The organism is Streptomyces sp. NBC_01276 (assembly GCF_041435355.1).
Taxonomy (GTDB): Bacteria; Actinomycetota; Actinomycetes; order Streptomycetales; family Streptomycetaceae; genus Streptomyces.
Window position 1 is genome coordinate 253,366 of the sequence record NZ_CP108444.1, and the last position, 19,703, is coordinate 273,068.

The following is a 19,703-nucleotide window of genomic DNA, read 5'->3' on the forward strand; positions in this document are numbered from 1 at the left end:
GCCGGGACGGCTCCCGCCGTATGTGGCTGGACAACCAGAACCTAGACCCCCTAGGTTTCTGCCTGGATGATCTAGGCAACGATCGAGGGGGTGTCCCGTGGTACGCGCGGGGCTGAACGCCGCCGTCCTCGTGGCGGCGGCCGCCGCCATGGCGGACGAGGCCGGCATCGAGAAGGTGACGCTGTCCGCGCTGGCGCGGCGCTTCGGGGTCAAGGACGCGAGCCTGTACTCGCACGTGCGGAACCTGCGGGACCTGCGGGTGCGGGTCGCGCTGCTGGCCTCCGAGGAGATGACCGGGCGGATCGCGGACGCCGTCGCGGGCCGCTCCGGAAAGGACGCGCTCGTCGCCTTCGCCGACGCCTACCGCGCGTACGCCCTGGCGCACCCCGGCCGGTACGAGGCGACGCAGATGCGCTTCCGGCCGGAGGAGGTGGTGGACTCCGCCGCCCTGCGCCGCAGCGTCGAGCTGACCTACGGGATGCTGCGCGCCTACGGGCTCCGCGAGCCGGACCTGACCGACGCGGGCCGGCTGCTGCGCAGCGCCTTCCACGGCTTCGTCCACCTCGAACTCGGCGGCGGGTTCAACCACTCCCGCACGGTGGGGGAGTCCTGGGCGCGGTCGCTCGACGCGCTGCACGTGACGCTGGAGAACTGGCCGTCCCGCGAGGACGCGGAAGACGGCGCGGAAGACGGCGCGCCAGACCGCACGCGAGACGGCGCGCAGGACGACGGGGAGGACCGCTGATGGACACGCCCACCACCCACACCCTCAAGGTGCCCGGCGCGACCCTGTACTACGAGACGCGGGGCAGCGGCCCCGTACTGCTGCTGATCCCCGGGGGCGGAGCCGACGCCGCCGTGTACGCGGCGATCGCCCCCGCGCTCGCCGACGCCGGGTACACCGTCGTCGCCCAGGACCCGCGCGGCCAGTCCCGCAGCACCCTCGACGGACCCCCCGCCGGACAGCGGCCCGCGGACTGGGCCGACGACGCGTGCCGCCTGCTCGACGTGGTCTCCCCGCACGAGCCCGCGTACGTACTGGGCTGCAGCGCGGGCGCGATCGTCGCGCTCGACCTGCTGGCCCGCCATCCGGAGCGGGTGCGCCGGGTGGTGGCGCACGAGCCGCCGCTGGTGGAGGTGCTGGAGGACCCCGCACCGTACCGGGCCCTGTTCGCCGAGGTCCGGGCGCTGTTCCTGGAGGAGGGCGGCGGACCCGCGATGAAGCGCTTCGGCGAGGGCCTCGGGGAGGCCCGGCCGGAGCGGGAGCCGGACGAACCGGCCCCCGAGGTACGGGAGATGATGCCGCGCGCGTACGGCAACATGCCGTTCTTCCTGGAGCACGTCCTGTGCCCCTTCACGGGCACCACTGCCGACCTTCCGGCTCTGCGGGAGGCCTCGGCACGGCTGGTCACGGCCGCCGGACGGGACTCGCGCCCGCAGCCCGCGCTGTACGGGCCGGCCCGGCGGCTGGCGGAGCTGACGGGGGCCGCCTTCGCCGAGTTCCCGGGCGGGCACCTGGGCTGCACGGAGCGGCCGCGGGAGTTCGCGGCCCGGCTGCTGGAGGTCCTCGACGACCGGGAACGCGTGGCCGCCGCGGCCCGGTGAGGCTAGGCCGTCTCTTCCGGATCTTGTCGGTCAGGCAAGATCCGGAAGAGACGGCCTACGGCGTGGCGCGGACCGGGAAGGTGAAGGCGTAGCCCCGCGTGGTGAGCCAGGGCAGGTACTGCTTGAGCGCCGCGACCGTCTCGCTGCGGTCGCCGCCGCCGTCGTGGAACAGGACAGTCGGCTGCTGCGGCAGCTTGCCCTCCACGGCGGACACGATCGCCGGCAGGCCCGGACGGCTCCAGTCCCTGGGGTCCACGCTCCAGCCCAGGGGCTGCATCCCGCTCTCGGTGGCCACCGCACGGCTGTCGGGGGTGAAGGCACCGCCCGGCGCGCGGTAGTAGTCGACGGCGACGCCCGGGACGGCCTTCTGGATCATGGCTTTGCCGTCGAGTATCTGCTGACGCTGGTACGCGACGGGCTTGTGGTCCATGGTCTCGTCGTGGTCGGAGGTGTGGTCGCACAGCCGGTGGCCGTCGGCGGCGACCGCGCGCACCAGGTCCGGGTACTTCCGGGCGTTGGTCCCGATCATGCAGAAGGTGGCCTTGACGTGGTTCTGCCGCAGCACCTGGAGGACCTGCGGCGTCCAGCGGGGGTCGGGGCCGTCGTCGATGGTGATCGCGACGTCGTGGCCCGGGCCCTGGGCGAGCCGGGTGATCGCCAGCGGGGTCCGGGCGGCACCCTGGGCGGCACCGTGCGCGGCGGTGCGGGCTTCCTGGGGGGCGGTGCGGGCGGCGGTGCGGGCGGCGTCGTGCGCGCCCTGGGGGGCGGTGCGGGGCGTGTCGTGGGCGTCCCGGGCCGGAGTGCCGGCCGGGCCGTCCGTGGCGGCGAGGGCCGGCGCGGCGGCTGCCGCCAGGAGGCCGAGGACGGCCGCCGTCACGGCGGATCCCGCACGCCGACGACGTACGGAACTGGTGGTGATGCCCATGGACGCGCTCTTCCTTTGCGCTCGGCCCCCGGATCTCGTACTGCCGCTCCAGGCTAGGTCAGGCCCTTTCGGGACCGCCTCCCCCGAACGGCCCCCGGGGCGGGCCCGGGGCCGATGGAGCGCCCGGATCCGTTGGGGCGATCGGCCCGTGGCCGCCGGGGTGTGATTGGTCACGCCGGCGACCGGGGCCGGGTCCCGGTCACCGAGGGTGCCCGGGCCCGTACTCCCGCGCACCCTCGACCACCTCAGTCCGACGAGGTCACCGTCCAGGAATCGGTGCCGGTGAGGAGCGCCCCGAGGTCCGCCTTCCCGTACTGCTCCACCGCCGCTTCGAGCTGGTCGGCCATGAGGGTGTCGTAGACGGGGCGGGTGGTGTCGCGGAAGACGCCGATGGGGGTGTGGTGGAGGGTGTCGGGGTCGGCGAGGCGGGAGAGGGCGAAGGCGGTGGTGGGGCTGGTGGCGTGGGCGTCGTGGACGAGGATCCGGGAGGTGTTCTCCGGTGTCACGGTGACCACGTCGAGGTCGCCGGTGTGCTCGTTGCGGATGACGCCTCTGGTGTCGTCGGTGCCGAAGCGGATGGGGCGGCCGTGTTCGAGGCGGATGACGGCTTCGCGGGCCTGTTCCTGGTCCTTGAGGGCGTCGAAGGCGCCGTCGTTGAAGATGTTGCAGTTCTGGTAGATCTCGACGAGGGCGGTGCCGGGGTGGTCGGCGGCCTGGCGCAGGACTTCGGTGAGGTGTTTGCGGTCGGAGTCGATGGTGCGGGCCACGAAGGAGGCCTCGGCTCCCAGGGCGAGGGAGACGGGGTTGAAGGGGGCGTCGAGGGAGCCCATCGGCGTGGATTTGGTGATCTTGCCGACCTCGGAGGTGGGTGAGTACTGGCCCTTGGTGAGGCCGTAGATCCTGTTGTTGAAGAGGAGGATCTTGAGGTTGACGTTGCGGCGCAGGGCGTGGATGAGGTGGTTGCCGCCGATGGAGAGGGCGTCGCCGTCGCCGGTGACGACCCAGACGGACAGGTCGCGGCGGGAGGAGGCGAGTCCGGTGGCGATGGCGGGGGCGCGGCCGTGGATGGAGTGCATCCCGTAGGTGTTCATGTAGTACGGGAAGCGGGAGGAGCAGCCGATGCCGGAGACGAAGACGATGTTCTCCTTGGCCAGTCCCAGCTCGGGCATGAAGCCCTGCACGGCGGCGAGGACGGCGTAGTCGCCGCATCCCGGACACCAGCGGACCTCCTGGTCCGACTTGAAGTCCCTGGCCGAGAGCGCCGCCTCCGCCTTGGGGATCAGGCTCAGTACCTCAGTCATCGATGGCCTCCTGGAGGACCGCGGCGAGCTGCTCGGCCTTGAACGGCATGCCGTTGACCTGGGTGTGGGAGCGGACGTCGACCAGGTACTTGGCCCGGATCAGGGTGGCCAGCTGTCCGAGGTTCATCTCGGGGACGACGACCCGGTCGTGGCGGGCGAGCACCTCGCCGAGGTTCGCCGGGAAGGGGTTGAGGTGGCGCAGGTGGGCCTGCGCGATGGCCGTCCCCTGGGCGCGCAGCCGGCGGACGGCGGCGGTGATGGGGCCGTAGGTGGAGCCCCAGCCCAGCACGAGGGTGCGGGCGGTGCCGGAGGGGTCGTCGACCTCCAGGTCGGGTACGGCGATGCCGTCGATCTTGGCCTGGCGGGTGCGGACCATGTGGTCGTGGTTGGCCGGGTCGTAGGAGATGTTCCCGGTGCCGTCCTGCTTCTCGATCCCGCCGATGCGGTGCTCCAGCCCCGGGGTCCCCGGGACCGCCCACGGCCTGGCCAGTGTCTCCGGGTCCCTCTTGTAGGGCCAGAACACCTCGGTGCCGTCGGCCAGGGTGTGGTTGGGGCCCGTGGCGAAACGGGTCCGCAGGTCGGGCAGTTCGTCCGGGTGGGGGACGCGCCAGGGCTCGGAGCCGTTGGCGAGGTAGCCGTCGGAGAGGACGAAGACCGGCGTGCGGTAGGTGAGCGCGATCCTGGCCGCTTCCAGCGTGGCGTCGAAGCAGTCGGCGGCGGTGCGGGGGGCGACGATCGGCACGGGGGCCTCCCCGTTGCGCCCGTACATCGCCTGGAGCAGGTCGGCCTGCTCGGTCTTGGTCGGCAGACCGGTCGAGGGCCCGCCGCGCTGGATGTCCACGATCAGCAGCGGCAGCTCCAGGGAGACCGCGAGCCCGATCGTCTCCGACTTGAGGGCCACACCGGGCCCCGAGGTCGTCGTCACCCCCAGCGCACCCCCGAACGCCGCACCCAGCGCCGCACCGATACCCGCGATCTCGTCCTCGGCCTGGAACGTGCGCACACCGAAGTTCTTGTGCTTCGACAGCTCGTGCAGGATGTCCGACGCCGGCGTGATCGGGTACGAACCCAGATACAGCGGCAGATCCGCCTGCCGGGCCGCCGCGATCAGCCCGTACGACAGCGCCAGGTTCCCCGAGATGTTGCGGTACGTACCCGCCGGGAACGCCTTCGTCGCCGGAGCCACCTCATAGGAGACCGCGAAGTCCTCCGTCGTCTCACCGAAGTTCCAGCCCGCCCGGAACGCCACGATGTTCGCCTCGGCGATGTCCGGCTTCTTCGCGAACTTCTGCCGCAGGAACTTCTCGGTGTTCTCCGTCGGACGGTGGTACATCCACGACAGCAGCCCCAGCGCGAACATGTTCTTGCTGCGCTCGGCCTCCTTGCGCGACAGCCCGAAGTCCTTCAGCGCCTCCACCGTCAGCGTGGTCAGCGGCACCCCGTGCACCCGGTAGGCGTCCAGCGACCCGTCCTCCAGCGGAGAGGTCTCGTACCCCACCTTCGCCATCGGCCGCTTCGTGAACTCGTCCGTGTTCACGATGATCTCCGCACCACGCGGCACGTCCGCGATGTTCGCCTTCAGCGCCGCCGGATTCATCGCCACCAGAACGTTCGGCGCGTCACCCGGAGTGAGGATGTCGTGATCCGCGAAATGCAGCTGGAACGACGACACACCCGGCAGCGTCCCGGCAGGCGCCCGGATCTCCGCCGGGAAATTCGGCAGCGTCGAAAGATCGTTCCCGAACGACGCCGTCTCCGACGTGAAACGGTCACCCGTCAGCTGCATACCGTCACCCGAATCACCCGCGAAACGGATGACCACACGGTCCACGCGGCGGATCTCGGCTCCGGTCGCCATGTCAGCCGCTCTGCTCGTCGCGGCGCAGCTCCGGCGCGTGCCGGTAGCCCAGGATCAGGACGTCGCGGACGGCCGGCTTCGCCGGGTCCTGCGCGATGATCGGGCGCACCGCGTGGAGGATCCGGGCGTCGGCCCAGAACATGGTGTCCATCTGCTCGGTCAGGGTGAACTCGGCCACGAGCTCCCTCTCCAGGCTGTAGACCTGGGATTCCCCGCCCCGGGCGTTGAAGCGGCCCATCAGGTGGATGGCTCCGAAGTCGACCTCGTCGCGGTGCGGGCCCTCGGGGGTAGGCTCCCCCGTCTCGTCCGGGGTGCTGATGATCCGGAACTGGTGGCACTGGACGTCCCAGGGGTCGTCGAGCCAGGAGTCCGCGGGGACCGGGAACTTCTCGAAGTCGGCGCGCAGGAGCCGCGTCAGGAGCGGGTTGTCCAGGGTGGCCCGGCTGAGGGGGGCCACGTCGCGGTCGATGCCGCCGGCGTAGTCGTTGGCGTTCATCGACTGGAAGTAGGGCCGGTGCGGGCGCAGCCGGACCTCTCCGGTGCGGGGCACGAAGTAGAACCGGTCGTAGCGGCGCTCGCGGAAGCGGGACCCGCCCTTCAGGTACCGGTCCGTCTCCAGGTGTTCCCACTCGGCGGCCAATTCCTTGACGTGCTGCCTCAATTCGGCATCGATGACGAGCCGGTCGGCCGGCAGCAACGAATATCCATTGGCCCGCAGTTCTTCTCGTGCTTCGGTCTGCATGATTCGCTCCTCCACGCCGGATCTCACGCACTCGTGCATCCAGAGGTTCCCACAGTCGTACTGACGCTGAACTGACAGGGCCGACGGGTCAGGAGGACGTCAGCCGGTCGTCACGGCACCTGTGCTTCACTCGACCGGTATGACAGAACAATTAGTGTCCTCGCCCCGATCGGAACGCCGGACGGTTCTGGAAGAAATCGTCGTGGCGGAATTCAAGACGGCACTGCTCATGCCCGACGACGAAGAGCTGCCGCTGGAGGACAGCTTCTTCGAGCTCGGTATGACGTCCCTGCTGCTGACCCAGGTCAAGCAGCGGCTCGAAGACCGGCTGGGGCGGGGCATCAGCAGCACGGCCCTGTTCAACCAGCCCACCGTCGAGCGGCTGACCGACCATCTGGCCTCGGACGTGCTGGCCGACATCTTCGACGCGAATTGAGAGGGAGGCCGCCGCCATGCCGGGAACGCCGGACCCGCGGGATCCGTACATCATGCAGGGGATCAAGGAGATAAAGGAAAGGCTCGACGTCGCGGAGGAAACGGTCCGGCGACAGAAGAGGACCCTCGGAGAATTCCTTCTCGAAAAGCACGAGCCGATCGCCGTGGTCGGCGTGGGAATGCGCCTGCCCGGTCGGAACAATTCCCTTTCTGATCTCGATTCCTTTCTGCGGGACGGGCGTTCCGGTATCGGTCCACTGCCGCGCGACCGCTGGGTGCCGGAGGTGGCCGACGGCGACATCACCGCTCGCGCGGGCGGTTTCCTCGACCACATAGACGAATTCGACGCACAGTTCTTCAACATTCCCCCGAAGCAGGCCCCCTTCATCGATCCGGGGCAGCGGCTGCTGCTGGAGACGGTGTGGGAGGCCCTGGAGGACTCCGGCATCGATCCGGCCGTGCTGCGGCACGGCGACGGCGGTGTCTACGTGGGCGCCTCCCCCCTGGACTTCCCCCTGGAGCTGGAGGGGCTCACGGACGAGCAGCTCGACGGGAACCTGGCGACCGGGCTCGGGGCGTACTCCCTGTCGGGGCGGCTCTCGTACTTCCTGGGCTGGCGCGGCCCGAGCCTGACGACCGACACCGCGTGCGCGGCCTCGCTGACCGCCCTGCACCTGGCGGTGGAGGGGCTGCGGCGGCGCGAGTGCGGGATCGCGCTGTGCGCCGGGGTGAACACCCTGCACAACCCGCGTTCGTACGTGATCCTCTCGCACGCCCAGATGCTGGCCCCGGACGGGCACTGCAAGACCTTCGACGAGAGCGCGGACGGTTACGCGCGCGCCGAGGGCTGCGGGGTGCTGGTCCTGAAGCGGCTGTCGGACGCGGTGGCCGCGGGCGACCGGGTGCTGGCCCTCGTACGGGGCACCGCGATCGGACAGGACGGCGAGAGCGCGGGCCTGAGCGCGCCCAACGGCACGGCGCAGGAGGCCGTGATGCGGGCGGCGCTGGCCAACGCGCGGCTGGAGCCGGGTGACATCCAGTACGTGGAGGCGCACGGGACGGGGACCCCGCTCGGCGATCCGATCGAGCTGGGGTCGGTGAACGGGGTGTTCGGCGCCTCCCACGACAAGGACGACCCGCTGGTCATCGGCTCGCTGAAGGCCAACCTGGGACACATGGAGCCCGCGGCCGGGCTGGGCGGACTGATCAAGGTGATCACGCAGATGCGGGCCGGCACCTTCTTCCCGCACGTGTGGCGGAACCTATCCGGGCGGATCCCGTGGGACACGTACCCCATCGAGGTGGCGACGAAGGAGCGGCCCTGGAAGGCCCCGGTGCGCCGGGCCACCGTCAACGGCTTCGGCGTCGCCGGTGCCATCGCGGTCGCGGTACTGGAGGAGGCGCCCGCCCCGGACACCGCTCCGCCGGCCGGCACCGCGCCGCCGGCCGCGCGCGAGGAGGCGTACGGGCAGGTCTTCACACTGTCCGCCAAGTCCCGGCCCGCGCTGCGGCTCCAGGCCGAACGGTACGCGCGGTTCCTCGCGGAGCACCCCGGCACCTCCCTCGCCGACCTGTGCCGCACCCGGGCCACCGCCCGCTCGCACTTCCGCTTCCGGGCGGCGGCGGCCGTCTCCTCCCTCGCGGAGCTCGGCTCGCGGCTGGAGCGGTGGAGCGCGCCGCCCAGGGACGAGGAGAAACCCGACGCGTTCCGCAAGGTGGCCTTCCTGTTCACCGGTTCCGGTTCGCAGTACGTGGGCATGGGCCGGGCCCTGTACGGGCGCCACGCCGTGTTCACGCGCTGCGTCGACGAGTGCGACGCGCTCTTCGCCCCGCTGCTCGGGCGCTCGGTGGCCGCCGTGATGTTCGGCGACGCCGGGGACGCCGAGGAGACCCTGGCCCGTACGTCCTTCACGCACGCGGCGCTGTTCACCCTGGAGTACGCACTCGCCCGGCTGTGGCTGTCGTGGGGGGTGCGGCCCAGCGTCCTGATCGGGCACAGCGTGGGCGAGATCGTCGCGGCCACGGTCGCCGGTCTGTTCACGCTCGCCGACGGGGTGACCTTCCTCGCCGCGCGTTCCCGGCTGATCGAGTCGGTGTCGGCGCCGGGCGGGATGGCCGCCGTGGCCGCGCCCGCAGAGGAGGTGCGCCCGCTGCTCCTGCGGTGGCCCGAGCTGGCCGTCGCCGCCGTCAACGCGCCGGAGCAGTGCGTGGTCTCGGGCGGCGCCGGGGCGCTGGCGGAGGCGGTGGAGGCGCTGCGCGCGCGGGACTGGACGGTGACCCCGCTGCACGTGACGGCGGCGTTCCACTCGCCGCTGATGGAGGAGGTCGCCGAGCCGCTGGCCGAGGTGCTGCGGGGGATCGCCTTCCAGGAGCCGCGGCTGCCGATCGTGTCCAACCTGACCGGCCGGGTCGCGGCGCCGCGGGAACTGGCGACGCCGGAGTACTGGGTGCGGCACATGACGCGGTCGGTGGAGTTCGCGGCCGGGGTGCGGACCATCGCCGAGCGCGGCCGGCACGTGTTCCTGGAGCTGGGTCCGTCCACGGCCCTGACCTCGCTGGCCCGGCAGGCCGTGCCGCAGGAGCAGCACCGGTGGCTGAGCTGCCTGCGCCGCAAGGACACCACGGGTGCCACCCTGGACGCCGCGCTGGCCGGCGCGTACACGGCGGGGCTGACCATCGCCTGGAACGAGGTCCACGCGGACGGTCCGGGGCGGCGGATCCCGCTGCCCGGCTACGCCTTCGACCGGCGCGCCTACCGGCTCCCGGCCCGCCCCGCGGCGCGCGCCGGGGCCGTCGGCGCCGGCCACCCCCTGCTGGGCCGCGAGGGCGCGCCGGCCGGCGACCGGCGGGAGTTCACGGCCCGGATCAGTGCGGCGGCCCCCGCGTACCTGGCGGACCACACCATCGGCGGCCAGGCCTTCCTGCCCGCGGCCGCGTACCTGGAACTGCTGCTGGCGGTCCAGGACGAGGTCCACGGGGACGCCGGCCGGGCGGTGGAGGACGTCCGCTTCCACGAGGCGCTGTTCCTCTCGGACCGGCCGACGCTGCTGCTGACCCGGGTGCGCACCGAGCCGGGAGGGCGGCTGTCCGTCGAGGTCTCCAGCCGGTCCGGGGACGAGCCCGGGGGCGTGGAACGGCTGCACGCGACGGCCGCGATCGCTTCGGAGGCCGCCGGCGCGGGCTCGCTGTCCGATCAGGGCCGGGCCCTGGTGGGCCTGCTGGGCGCGGTGCGGGGGGTGCGTTCCTCGAAGGCACTGGACGCCGAGGACGTGCGGGCCGCCTACGCCGAGGCCGGGCTGGAGTACGGGCCGCAGTTCCGGCGGGCCCGCTCGGTGACGGCGTACGGGCCGAACTTCGCGGTGACGGAGCTGTCCGGCGCGGACGTCTCCCGTGCCGAGCACCTCCCGCCGCCGTTGCTGGACGGGGCGACGCACGCCCTGGCCGCCCTCGCCGACGACGGCCGCCACTACGTGGCCACGAGCGTGGGCCGGCTGCGGACCTTCAAGAAGCCGCGCGGGGAGGCGTTGCGCTCCGCCGTGCGGGTCACGTGGGCCGACCGTCCGGACACCGCGGCGGGCGACGGCCCGGCCTTCACGCTGGACCTGCTGCTGCTGGAGGACGGCCCCGAGGGCGCCGGCCGGCCGGTGGCGGAACTGTCCGGGATGGGCTTCACCCGGCTGCCGGACCGGCCGGTGGAGGTGGCCGCCGGGGCCGCGGAACCGGCCGCGTCCGCGCCGGTCGACGTGGAGGCGCTGACGGCCGCGCCGCCCGAGGAGCGGCGGGCCGCGCTGGTCACGCTGGTGCGGGCCACCGTCGCCGCGCTCCTCGCGGTCGACGACCCGGAGTACGTCGACACCCGGGCGAGCTTCCTGGAACTCGGCGTGGACTCGCTGACCGCGATCGTGCTCAGGACCCGGCTCCAGACGCGGCTGCGCGTCCCCCTGGTCTCGTCGGCGGTCTTCGACCACCCCTCGGTGGAGGAGCTCGCCGAGGTCCTGTCCCACCGGCTCGCACCCGCGCCCGTGGTGGCGGCGTCGGCCCCCTGAGCAACAGCCAACGACACAAGGGAACCCCATGGACAACCGTACGGAGGACCGGACCCTCGCCGCCCGCGCCGCGCTGCACGCCCGGACCCGGCCCGACCGGCCGGCGGTGATCTGCGAGGACCGCACGCTGACCTACGGGCAGCTGCACCGGGAGAGCAACCGCACGGCGCACGCGCTGCTGGACTCGGGTCTGGCGGCGGGCGCGCGGGTCGGCTACCTGGGCCGGGAATCGGAGCACTACTACGACCTGGCGCTGGGCTGCGCGAAGAGCGGGGCGGTGCTGGTGCCGGTGAACTCGCGGCTCACGGCCGGCGAGGTCGAGCACGTCCTGAAAGACTCGCAGGCCGAACTCCTCTTCGTGGAAAGACAGTTCAGGCCGGTCGTGGACCGGCTGCGGCCGGTGCTGCCCCGGCTGGTCCGCATCGTGGAGATGGACTCCGACGGCCATGTGGCGGGCGGGTTCCTCGACTGGAAGCGGGGGCGGCCGGACACGGAGCCGGACCCGGCCGCCGCGGCCGGTTTCGACGACCCGGTCGCGCAGCTGTACACGAGCGGGACGACCGGCCTGCCCAAGGGGGTGGTGCTGGCGCAGCGGACCTTCTTCACCTTCATCGCCGACACCCGGGCGGCGGGGGTCGACTGGATCGACTGGCGGCCCGAGGACCGGGGGCTGAGCTGCTTCCCCGGTCTGCACACCTCGGGCTTCGGCTGGTTCATGCACTCCTTCAACGCCGGCGCGACCACGGTGATCATGCGTCAGTTCATCGCCGACGAGGCCACCCGGCTGATCGAGCACCACGGGATCACGACGCTGTGGGCGGCGCCCGCGATGCTGCGGATGATGCTGACCGAGCGGGGCACCACCCGTGACACCTTCCGTTCGCTGCGCAAGGTGGTCTACAGCGGCTCCCCCATCGACCGCGAACTCCTGCTGACCTGCATCGACGTCCTGGGCTGCGAGCTGGCGCAGGGCTACTCCTCGGCGGAGGCGGGCAGTTTCGTGACCTGCCTTGCGCCGGAGGACCACACCCCGGACAGCCGGGTCCTCGGCTCGGCGGGCCGGGTCTGCCCCGGCAACGAGGTGCGGATCCTGGACGGGGAGGGCCGGGAGCTGCCGGCGGGCGAGGTGGGCCGGGTGGTCATCAAGAGCCCGGCGCGCTTCCTCGGGTACTGGCGGCTGCCGGAGGTGACGGCGCAGGCCTTGTCGGGCGCTTCGGGCGAGTGGCTGTCCATGGGCGACATGGGGCACCTCGACGCCGACGGCTACCTGTTCCTCGTCGACCGGGTCAACGACACCATCATCGTCGCCGGTCAGAACATCTATCCGACGGAGGTCGAGAATGCCCTGCGGGCCCACCCGGCGGTCGCCGAGGTCTCCGTGTACGGAGTCCCGCACCCCGACTGGGGCGAGGCCGTACGGGCCGCGGTGGTGCTGCGCCCGGGAGCCGAGGCCACCCCGCGCGAGTTCCTGCGGTTCATGAACGGGCGGATCGCCGGGTTCAAGATCCCGACGGGGTACGACATCGTGGCCGCGCTGCCGCGCAATCCCACCGGGAAGGTGCTGCGGCGGGTGCTGCGCGAACGGCACACGGCCGCCGCCGCCTCGCCCGCCCCGGCCACGGCGGCGTAGAGCGCGATGGAGACCCTGGGCCCGCTGCCCGAGGTGCAGGGCGCGTCGCGGTGGCTGCATCCGGCCGACGCGGAACCGGACGCGGAGCTGCGGTTGTTCCTGCTGCACCACAGCGGGGGCGGCGCCTCCATGTACCGGGAGTGGCCCGCGCGGCTCCCCGGGTCGGTGTCCTGCCAGGCCGTGCAGCTGCCCGGCCGTCAGGAGCGGCGGCGCGAGGCCCCGTACACGCGGCTCGGTCCGCTGGTGGAGGCCCTCGCTCGGGTGGTCTCGGACGAGCTGGACGGGCGCGCGTACGCGGTGTTCGGGCACTCGATGGGGGCACTGCTGGGCTACCGGCTGACGGTGGAGATGGAGCGGCGGGGCCTTCCGGCCCCGGCGCTGCTCGCCGTGTCGGGGTGGGCTCCCGAGGGGTTCTCGGCGCCGGCGGCGCTGTCCCGGGACCCCCTCGAAGCGCTGCGCCTGCTGGGCGGGCTGCCGGCTGCGGTCGAGGCCGACGCGGAGCTGCTGGCGGCGGCGGTCCGGGCCATGGGTGCCGACGGCGCGGTGTGCGCGGACTTCCCGGACGACGGGGCGGCCGTGGGCTGTCCCGTCGTCGCGTACTCCGGGCGCGGGGATCCGCTCCTCGCGCCCGGGGCCATGCGGTCGTGGGCCGGTCGGACCCGTGACTTCCTGGGGTGCCGGACCTTCCCCGGGGACCACTTCTACCTGCGGACCCACGCCCGCGCCATCACGGCCGACCTGGCCCAGCTGCTGCCGCGGTACGCCGCGGGGCCCTGACCGGGCGGCGTCCCCGCAGAACCGGAGGTACATCGTCATGCTGCCCCGACCCAACGAACTCCTCGCGCGCTACGTCGCGTTGTGGAACGAGACCGACGCGCAGCGCCGGCGCGACATGGTGCACGCCCTGTACGCGCCCGACTGCACCTACGTCTTCTACCGCAAGGACCCGATCCGGGGGCACGCGGCGCTCCTGGAGCAACTGGCCTACACGCACGAGGTGTACGGCCCGATGGGGTACGAGTTCCGGTCCTCGAACAACGCGACCGGCCACCACGACGTCGTCCGGTTCAACTGGGTGATGGTCTCGGCGGCCACGGGCGAGATGGAGATGTCCGGCCAGGACATCGTCGTGCTCGCCGAGGACGGGCGAATTCAAGCCGACTACCAGTTCCACGACCGGATGCCCTCGTCGTTCGTCTACAACGACGGCTACGAGGAGCACGGGGTCGCCGTCCGCGCGGCCCAGCCCCGGCGCACCGGTGTCCCGAGCCCCTGACGGGGGCCCCGTGCGCGGACGGACCGGCCCCGCGGCACCTCGGTGCCGCGGGGCCGGTCCCGTGGGGTGCCGCGGGTCAGAGGACGGCGCCCGCCAGCGCGTTGGGGCAGTGCTGGCGCAGCACGAGCTCGGTGGCGGACAAGGCCATCCGGGCGGGCCCGTCGACCCCGAGCACCTCGCCGTTGGCCAGCAGGCCGCCGATGACGAGCATCAGCGTGTCGGCCAGGGCGTCGGGGTCCTCGGCGCCGGCCTGGGCGCCCATGTCCCGCAGCCAGTTGCGCAGGCCCTTGAGGTGCAGCGTCGCCTCCTGGCGGCCCGGGTGCGCCGGGTCGCGGAACTCGCTGGAGGTGTTGTAGTAGATGCAGCCGTGGAAGTCCGGTTCGCTGACGCTGGCCTGGAAGAACTCCATCAGCGCCAGGATCTGCCGGGCCGGGTCGCCGCTGTGGGGGGCCGTGACCTCTTCGGCCCGCTCCCACCACTGCGCGTCGCTCTCCCGCAGCCAGGCGGCGATGAGCTCGTCCTTGCTGGCGAACTCGCGGTAGAGCAGGCTCTTGCCCACTCCGGTCGCGTCGATCACCTGCTGCATGCCGACGGCCCGGACCCCCTGCTCACCGAAGAGTTTGGCCGAGGCCTCCAGAATCCGCCGCCTCGTACCTGGTGCCGGTGTACGCGCCATGTCTGAACTCCTTCCCCTCTCCCCCGCGGATCCCAGCATACGTTTGACAGCGGGGTTTGTGAGCGCTAGAAATGGACCGATCAGTCCCGGACTGATCGGTCCGTCATTCTTCACCATGTTGCGGCCCACTGCTTCCGACGACCCTCCGATCGGAGTCTGATCATGACCGAGGCATCACCGACCTCTCCCCCCATCGCACGGACGGCGTTACCGTCCGCACCCGTGGTCAAGAGCCTGCCCCTGCTGCTCCTGGTCGTGTGCGCGGTGCAGTTCCTGGACGCGATGGACATCGCGAGCATGGGACCGGCCCTCCCCCTCGTCCAGGCGGACCTGGGCATGTCGACCTCCGCACTCCAGTGGGTCGTCTCCGCCTACGCCCTCGGATTCGGCGGGTTCCTGCTGCTGGGCGGCCGGCTGGCCGACCTCTACAACCGCAAGAAGCTGCTGATCGGCTTCCTCGCCGTCTTCGTGGTGGCGAGCATCCTCGGCGGCATCGCCGACAACGGAGTGCTCCTGGTCGTCGCCCGTCTCCTCAAGGGCGTCAGCGCCGGCATCACCGCACCCGCCGCCATGGCCATCCTGCTCGACGCCTTCCGTGACGAGCAGTCACGCAACCGCGCGCTCGGCACCTTCCTCGCCGTGGCCTCGGCCGGCTACTCGCTCGGCCTGATCCTCGGCGGCCTGATGGCGGGCGTCTCCTGGCGCCTGGTCCTCTTCGCCCCGGCCGTGGCCGGTGTCCTGGTCGCCCTGCTCGCCGCCTCCGTGGTACCCGCCCAGCAGGAGAAGGGCAAGAGCGGAAGCATCGACATCCTCGGCGCCGTCACGGTGACGGCCGGCGCGGTGGCCCTCGTGTACGGGCTCAGCCGGGCCGCGAGCGACGGCTGGAGCGACGCGCAGACGATCGGTTCGCTCATCGCCGCCGCGGTCCTCTTCCCGCTGTTCGCCGTGGTCGAGAGCCGGCACCCGGCGCCGCTGGTCCCGCTCTCCGTCTTCCGCAAGGGCCAGCTGACCCGCGCCCTGGTCTCGATGCTCTTCTTCGGCGCCTACGTCTCCTTCCAGTTCGTGCTCACCCTCTACTACCAGGAGCAGCTGGGCTGGAGCCCGCTGGAGGCCGGCCTCGCCTTCCTCCTCGGCGGCGTGCTGACCGCGGGCACCGCCCGCTACGGCGCGGCCCTGGTCACCAAGTACGGCGCCTGGCCCGTCGCCACCGGCGGCCTGGTCCTGCTGAGCATCGGCTACCTCGGCTGGGTCCTGCTCATGGGTCAGGTCGACCCGCTGGTCACGCTGTTCGCGCAGCAGCTCCTCGGCGGCCTCGGCTTCGCCGCGGTCTACCCGGCGCTGAACATCGCGGCCGTCGGCACCGCCGAGCCCGACGAGCAGGGCCTGGTCTCGGGCCTGTTCAACGCCGGCGCGCAGATCGGCAACGGTGTGGTCATCGCCGTCACCGCCACCGCCTTCTCGCTCTCCACCGGCGGGATCGCCCCGTACCGGGCGGGTCTGTGGACCGTCACGGTCATCACCCTCGCCGTCACCCTCGTGGCCCTGGCGGGCGCCGCCCGCTACCGCCAGAAGGCCGCGGCCTGACCGGAGGGCGTCGCCGCCCCGGCGGCGACGCCCTCCCCCCGATCGGCCGTGCAACCCGTCTGGCGCACCCATTGGATCCCCCGCATCCGGCGCCGGACGTGTTGCACGGCCTTTGTCGCGTTCGCTCCCGGGCGGGGCCTCCGGGCGGGAGGCGGGGGCCCATTGGCTTCATTGACACGCTCCTACCTGACCAAGTACGGTCGGGACCGATCGGTCCACTAGGAATTCAGTACCGCATGAGTACCGCTTCCGGCACCGAATCGATCACCCGGCGCCAGTGCACACGACACCGTTCTCTTTCCATCTCGCGGGGAGATGTTTGTGTTGCTGTTCTCAGTCCTAGGCTCCATTGAAATAATGAAACAGCGGGTCGCCGTGCGGCTCGGCGGCGCCATGCAGCAGACGCTCCTGGCGACCCTGCTCGCGGCCGGCGGATCGCTCGTCACGGTCGACTCCCTCATCCTCGAACTCTGGGGAACCACACCCCCCAACAAGGTCGAGAACGCCCTCCAGGCGCAGGTCAGCCGAGTACGCAGAACCCTGGCCGCGGTGGAGCCCGACCGGGAGGGATCGCGGGTGGTGACGAGCACCTCCGGCTACATGTTCCTTTTCGACCGGTGGGAACTCGACGCCTACCTGTTCCTCGACACCGTGGACGCGATCCACGCGAGAACCGGCACGGACACCCTGTCCGAGCACCGCCAGAACGTCGCCGACCTCCGCGCCGGACTCTCCCGCTGGAGAGGTCCCGTATTCGGCGGACTGGCCGGCGGACCGATCTGCCAGACCGCCTCCACGAGATATATGGAGGCGCGGAATTCGGCGCTCATTCTTCTTTACGATCTCGAACTGCGCACCGGCGGCCACGAACGGATCCTTCCGGAGCTGACCGAGCTCTACTCCCGCAACCCGAACCACGAGCAGTTCTGCATGCTCCTCATGCGGGCCCTGTACCGGTGCGGCCGCCAGCTCGACGCCCTGACGGTCTACCGCCAGTGCCGCCACAACATGATCGAGTCGCAGGGCATCGAGCCCTCCCCCGTACTCAGCCAGTACGAGCGGGCGATCCTCACCCACGACCCGATGCTGCTCCAGAACGAGCCCTACTGGCCGGTGCCGGCCCTCGTCGCGAGCTAGGGAAGAGCCCGGACATGGGCGACGCCCTGCTGCTGGTCGCGCACGGCAGCCGCGATCCGCGCCACGCGACCACGGTCCGCGCCCTCACCCGCGGGATCCGGTCTTCGAGGCCCGGACTGCGCGTGAGCACGGCCTTCCTCGACTTCGACGCCCCCTCCGTACCGCAGGAGCTGGCGCGGGCGGCCCGTCACGGAGCCGCTCGGCTGGTGGTCCAGCCGCTGCTCCTGACCCGGGCCTTCCACGCCAAGACGGACCTGCCCGGCATCCTGAGCCGGGCACCGGCCTCCCTCACGGTGCGCCAGACCCCCGTCCTGGGACCGGATCCGCTGCTGACCGCCGCACTGGAACGCCGGCTGTACCAGGCCGGACTCGCCCCGGACGAACGCGCCACGACCGGCGTGGTCCTCGCGGCCGCCGGCAGCTCCGACCCGGAGGCGGCCGCCGCGCTCGCCGGGATCACCCGGCGGTGGCAGCGCACCGGCGGCTGGCACTCCGTACGCTTCGCCTGCGCCTCCCACGGCCCCCGCACCGGGGACGCCGTACGGGCGCTGCGCGCCGGGGGCGCCCGGCGGATCGCGGTCGCCCCGTACGTCCTGGCGCCGGGAAGGCTCCCGGACCGGATCGCCGAGGGCGCCCGCGGCGCGGGGGCGGACGTCCTGGGCGCGGTGCTCGGCGCCGCCCCGGAACTGGTGCGCCTCGTCCTGCTCCGGTACGACGCGGCCGTCCGCGTACCGGCCCTGACGGGCTGACACCGGACGGTGCCCGGCGGGCCGCCCCGGGCCGGGGCCCTCACGGGCGCAAGCCCCGCCGGCGCAGCATCCGGCGCTCCAGCGGGCCGAAGACCAGCAGGTCGACGACGACGCCGACCAGCAGGATCAGCACGATGGCGAGGAAGATCCGCGCCATGTCGGAGGTCTCGCGCCCCGACTCCAGCAACTGGCCGAGCCCCAGGCCCAGATCGGGGGAGCTGGCGATGATCTCGGCGGCCATCAGGGAGCGCCAGGAGAAGGCCCAGCCCTGCTTGAGGCCGGCCAGGTAGCCGGGCAGCGCGGCGGGCATCACCACGTGCCGGGCGCCGCGCAGACCGGTGGCGCCCAGGGAGCGGCCGGCCCGCAGGAACAGCGGCGGGACCTGGTCGATGCCGGAGACGAGGCCGCCCGCGATGGAGGGGGTGGCCCCGAGCAGGATCACGGCGTACATCATCGAGTCGTCCAGGCCCAGCCACAGGACCGCCGGGGGGACCCAGGCGACCGAGGGCAGGGACTGCAGGCCCTGGAGGACGGGCCCGATCGCGGCGCGCACGAACCTGACGCGGGCGACGAGCAGGCCGAGCGGGGTGCCGATGGCCAGGGCCAGCAGGAAGCCCGACAGGCCGCGCCAGACGCTGGTCCACACGACGTCGAGGAGGGTGCCCCTGAACCAGAGGTCGGTCAGGCTGTGCCAGACGGCGGAGGGCGGCGGGAGCACGTAGTCGTCGGCGACCCGGGCCCAGGTGAGCCCCTGCCACACCGTCAGCACCAGGGCGACGGCCACGGCGGGCGGCAGTGCCTTGCCCCACAGCACCCGGCGCAGGGAGGTGCGGGCCGTCTGGTGGGTGTCGAGGGCGTCGAGTCCGGCCAGCTCGTTGGAGGCGGCGGGGAACTCTCGGGACGGTCGGGGCCCGGGGGGCCTGAGGTCAGTGCTGGCCATGGCGGCGGATCTCCCCACGCAGGTGTTCGGTGATCTCGACGGACAGGTCCGCGACGTCCGCGTCCTCGATGCGGCGCGGCTGCGGGATGTCCACGGTCCATTCCTTCGCGACCCGGCCGGGCCGGGAGGAGAGCAGGACCACGCGCTCGGCGAGGCGGACGGCCTCGCGGACGTTGTGCGTGACGAAGAGGACGGAGAGTCCCCCCGCGGCGGAGCCGCTGATGTTCGCTTCGGCCCAGATGCGGGTGAGTTCGCCGTGCAGGACGTCGCGGGTGATGGCGTCGAGGGCCGCGAAGGGCTCGTCCATCAGCAGCAGGCGGCTGTCCTGGGCGAGGGCGCGGGCCAGGGCCACGCGCTGGCGCATGCCGCCGGACAGTTCGTGGACGCGCTTGCCGTACGCCCCGCCGAGCCGGACCAGCTCCAGCAGCCGTTCGGCCTCCGGCTTGCGGTCGTTCTTGGGCACCCCGCGCAGGCGCAGGGCGAGTTCGATGTTCCTGCCCGCGGTGAGCCACGGGAAGAGGGCGTGCTCCTGGAACATCAGGGCCGCGCGGCCCTCGGTGGCGACGGTCCCGGCGGTCGGGGTGTCCAGTCCCGCGACCAGGTTGAGCAGGGTGGACTTGCCGCAGCCGGAGGCGCCGAGGAGGGTGACGAACTCCCCGGGCGCGACGTCGAGGCTGATGTCGTCCAGCACGGGCTGGGGGCCGGCCGGGCCGGGAAAGGACTTGGAGACGTGCTCGATGCGGACGGCCCGTGTGAGGGCCGTGGTGTGCTCCGCGTTGATCAGGGCGGTCGCCATCGC

At 72.3% G+C, this 19,703-nt stretch carries 17 protein-coding genes; 10 read left to right on the forward strand and 7 right to left on the reverse strand.

Annotated elements, in window-relative coordinates:
* Positions 1 to 97 precede the first annotated feature (97 nt).
* Complete coding sequence (locus OG295_RS40685) at positions 98 to 745, forward strand: TetR-like C-terminal domain-containing protein (protein ID WP_331733240.1); 648 nt, start codon at positions 98 to 100, stop codon at positions 743 to 745.
* Complete coding sequence (locus tag OG295_RS40690; protein ID WP_331733243.1) at positions 745 to 1,605, forward strand: alpha/beta hydrolase; 861 nt, start codon at positions 745 to 747, stop codon at positions 1,603 to 1,605. The genes OG295_RS40685 and OG295_RS40690 overlap by 1 nt, the downstream gene beginning before the upstream one ends.
* 55 nt (positions 1,606 to 1,660) lie before the next feature.
* Here OG295_RS40690 and OG295_RS40695 read toward each other — a convergent pair whose 3' ends face one another.
* The 4 genes from OG295_RS40695 to OG295_RS40710 form a co-directional block, all read right to left on the reverse strand.
* Positions 1,661 to 2,530: a polysaccharide deacetylase family protein gene (locus tag OG295_RS40695; protein ID WP_331733246.1), complete on the reverse strand. Its 870-nt coding sequence runs from the start codon at positions 2,528 to 2,530 to the stop codon at positions 1,661 to 1,663.
* A gap of 245 nt (positions 2,531 to 2,775) precedes the next feature.
* Complete coding sequence (locus OG295_RS40700; protein ID WP_331733249.1) at positions 2,776 to 3,831, reverse strand: 2-oxoacid:ferredoxin oxidoreductase subunit beta; 1,056 nt, start codon at positions 3,829 to 3,831, stop codon at positions 2,776 to 2,778.
* Positions 3,824 to 5,689, reverse strand: coding sequence for a 2-oxoacid:acceptor oxidoreductase subunit alpha (locus tag OG295_RS40705; protein ID WP_331733252.1), 1,866 nt, complete (start codon positions 5,687 to 5,689; stop codon positions 3,824 to 3,826). Before OG295_RS40705 ends, OG295_RS40700 begins: the two co-directional genes overlap by 8 nt.
* Before the next feature lies 1 nt (position 5,690).
* A complete protein-coding gene (locus OG295_RS40710; RefSeq protein WP_331733255.1) occupies positions 5,691 to 6,431 on the reverse strand; it encodes a 2OG-Fe dioxygenase family protein in 741 nt (246 codons plus the stop codon).
* Positions 6,432 to 6,633: 202 nt separating this feature from the next.
* Here OG295_RS40710 and OG295_RS40715 point away from each other — a divergent pair, with 202 nt between their 5' ends.
* Genes OG295_RS40715 through OG295_RS40735 form a run of 5 tightly spaced genes read left to right on the forward strand, consistent with a single transcriptional unit; the run spans position 6,634 to position 13,818 of the window.
* Positions 6,634 to 6,867: an acyl carrier protein gene (locus OG295_RS40715; protein WP_280917659.1), complete on the forward strand. Its 234-nt coding sequence runs from the start codon at positions 6,634 to 6,636 to the stop codon at positions 6,865 to 6,867.
* Between the two features lie 52 nt (positions 6,868 to 6,919).
* Complete coding sequence (locus OG295_RS40720; RefSeq protein ID WP_371681563.1) at positions 6,920 to 10,912, forward strand: type I polyketide synthase; 3,993 nt, start codon at positions 6,920 to 6,922, stop codon at positions 10,910 to 10,912.
* Between the two features lie 28 nt (positions 10,913 to 10,940).
* Positions 10,941 to 12,542, forward strand: a complete 1,602-nt coding sequence (locus OG295_RS40725; RefSeq protein ID WP_331733267.1) for a long-chain-fatty-acid--CoA ligase — start codon at positions 10,941 to 10,943, stop codon at positions 12,540 to 12,542.
* 6 nt (positions 12,543 to 12,548) lie between these two features.
* Positions 12,549 to 13,319 carry an alpha/beta fold hydrolase gene (locus tag OG295_RS40730; RefSeq protein ID WP_331733270.1) on the forward strand — a complete coding sequence of 257 codons (771 nt, stop codon included), beginning with the start codon at positions 12,549 to 12,551 and terminating at the stop codon, positions 13,317 to 13,319.
* A gap of 37 nt (positions 13,320 to 13,356) precedes the next feature.
* Positions 13,357 to 13,818 carry a nuclear transport factor 2 family protein gene (locus OG295_RS40735; RefSeq protein ID WP_266845093.1) on the forward strand — a complete coding sequence of 154 codons (462 nt, stop codon included), beginning with the start codon at positions 13,357 to 13,359 and terminating at the stop codon, positions 13,816 to 13,818.
* A 76-nt stretch (positions 13,819 to 13,894) separates the two neighbouring features.
* Here the strand turns inward: OG295_RS40735 and OG295_RS40740 are convergent, their stop codons facing one another.
* The gene (locus OG295_RS40740; RefSeq protein WP_371681549.1) at positions 13,895 to 14,494 is read right to left on the reverse strand and encodes a TetR/AcrR family transcriptional regulator; all 600 of its coding nucleotides are present in this window, start codon (positions 14,492 to 14,494) and stop codon (positions 13,895 to 13,897) included.
* 222 nt (positions 14,495 to 14,716) lie between these two features.
* Between OG295_RS40740 and OG295_RS40745 the strand changes: the two genes are divergently transcribed.
* From OG295_RS40745 to OG295_RS40755, 3 genes are all read left to right on the forward strand, one after another.
* The gene (locus tag OG295_RS40745; RefSeq protein ID WP_266845096.1) at positions 14,717 to 16,078 is read left to right on the forward strand and encodes an MFS transporter; all 1,362 of its coding nucleotides are present in this window, start codon (positions 14,717 to 14,719) and stop codon (positions 16,076 to 16,078) included.
* Positions 16,079 to 16,435: 357 nt separating this feature from the next.
* Positions 16,436 to 17,215: an AfsR/SARP family transcriptional regulator gene (locus OG295_RS40750; protein ID WP_266845097.1), complete on the forward strand. Its 780-nt coding sequence runs from the start codon at positions 16,436 to 16,438 to the stop codon at positions 17,213 to 17,215.
* A 14-nt stretch (positions 17,216 to 17,229) separates the two neighbouring features.
* On the forward strand, positions 17,230 to 17,964 hold the full coding sequence (locus OG295_RS40755) for a sirohydrochlorin chelatase (protein ID WP_331733284.1): 735 nt from the start codon (positions 17,230 to 17,232) through the stop codon (positions 17,962 to 17,964).
* Positions 17,965 to 18,004: 40 nt separating this feature from the next.
* Here OG295_RS40755 and OG295_RS40760 read toward each other — a convergent pair whose 3' ends face one another.
* Positions 18,005 to 18,904 carry an ABC transporter permease gene (locus OG295_RS40760; protein ID WP_331733287.1) on the reverse strand — a complete coding sequence of 300 codons (900 nt, stop codon included), beginning with the start codon at positions 18,902 to 18,904 and terminating at the stop codon, positions 18,005 to 18,007.
* Positions 18,891 to 19,700 (reverse strand): ABC transporter ATP-binding protein, encoded by an 810-nt coding sequence (locus OG295_RS40765; RefSeq protein ID WP_331733290.1) that lies wholly within the window; start codon positions 19,698 to 19,700, stop codon positions 18,891 to 18,893. Before OG295_RS40765 ends, OG295_RS40760 begins: the two co-directional genes overlap by 14 nt.
* Between the last annotated feature and the right edge of the window lie 3 nt (positions 19,701 to 19,703).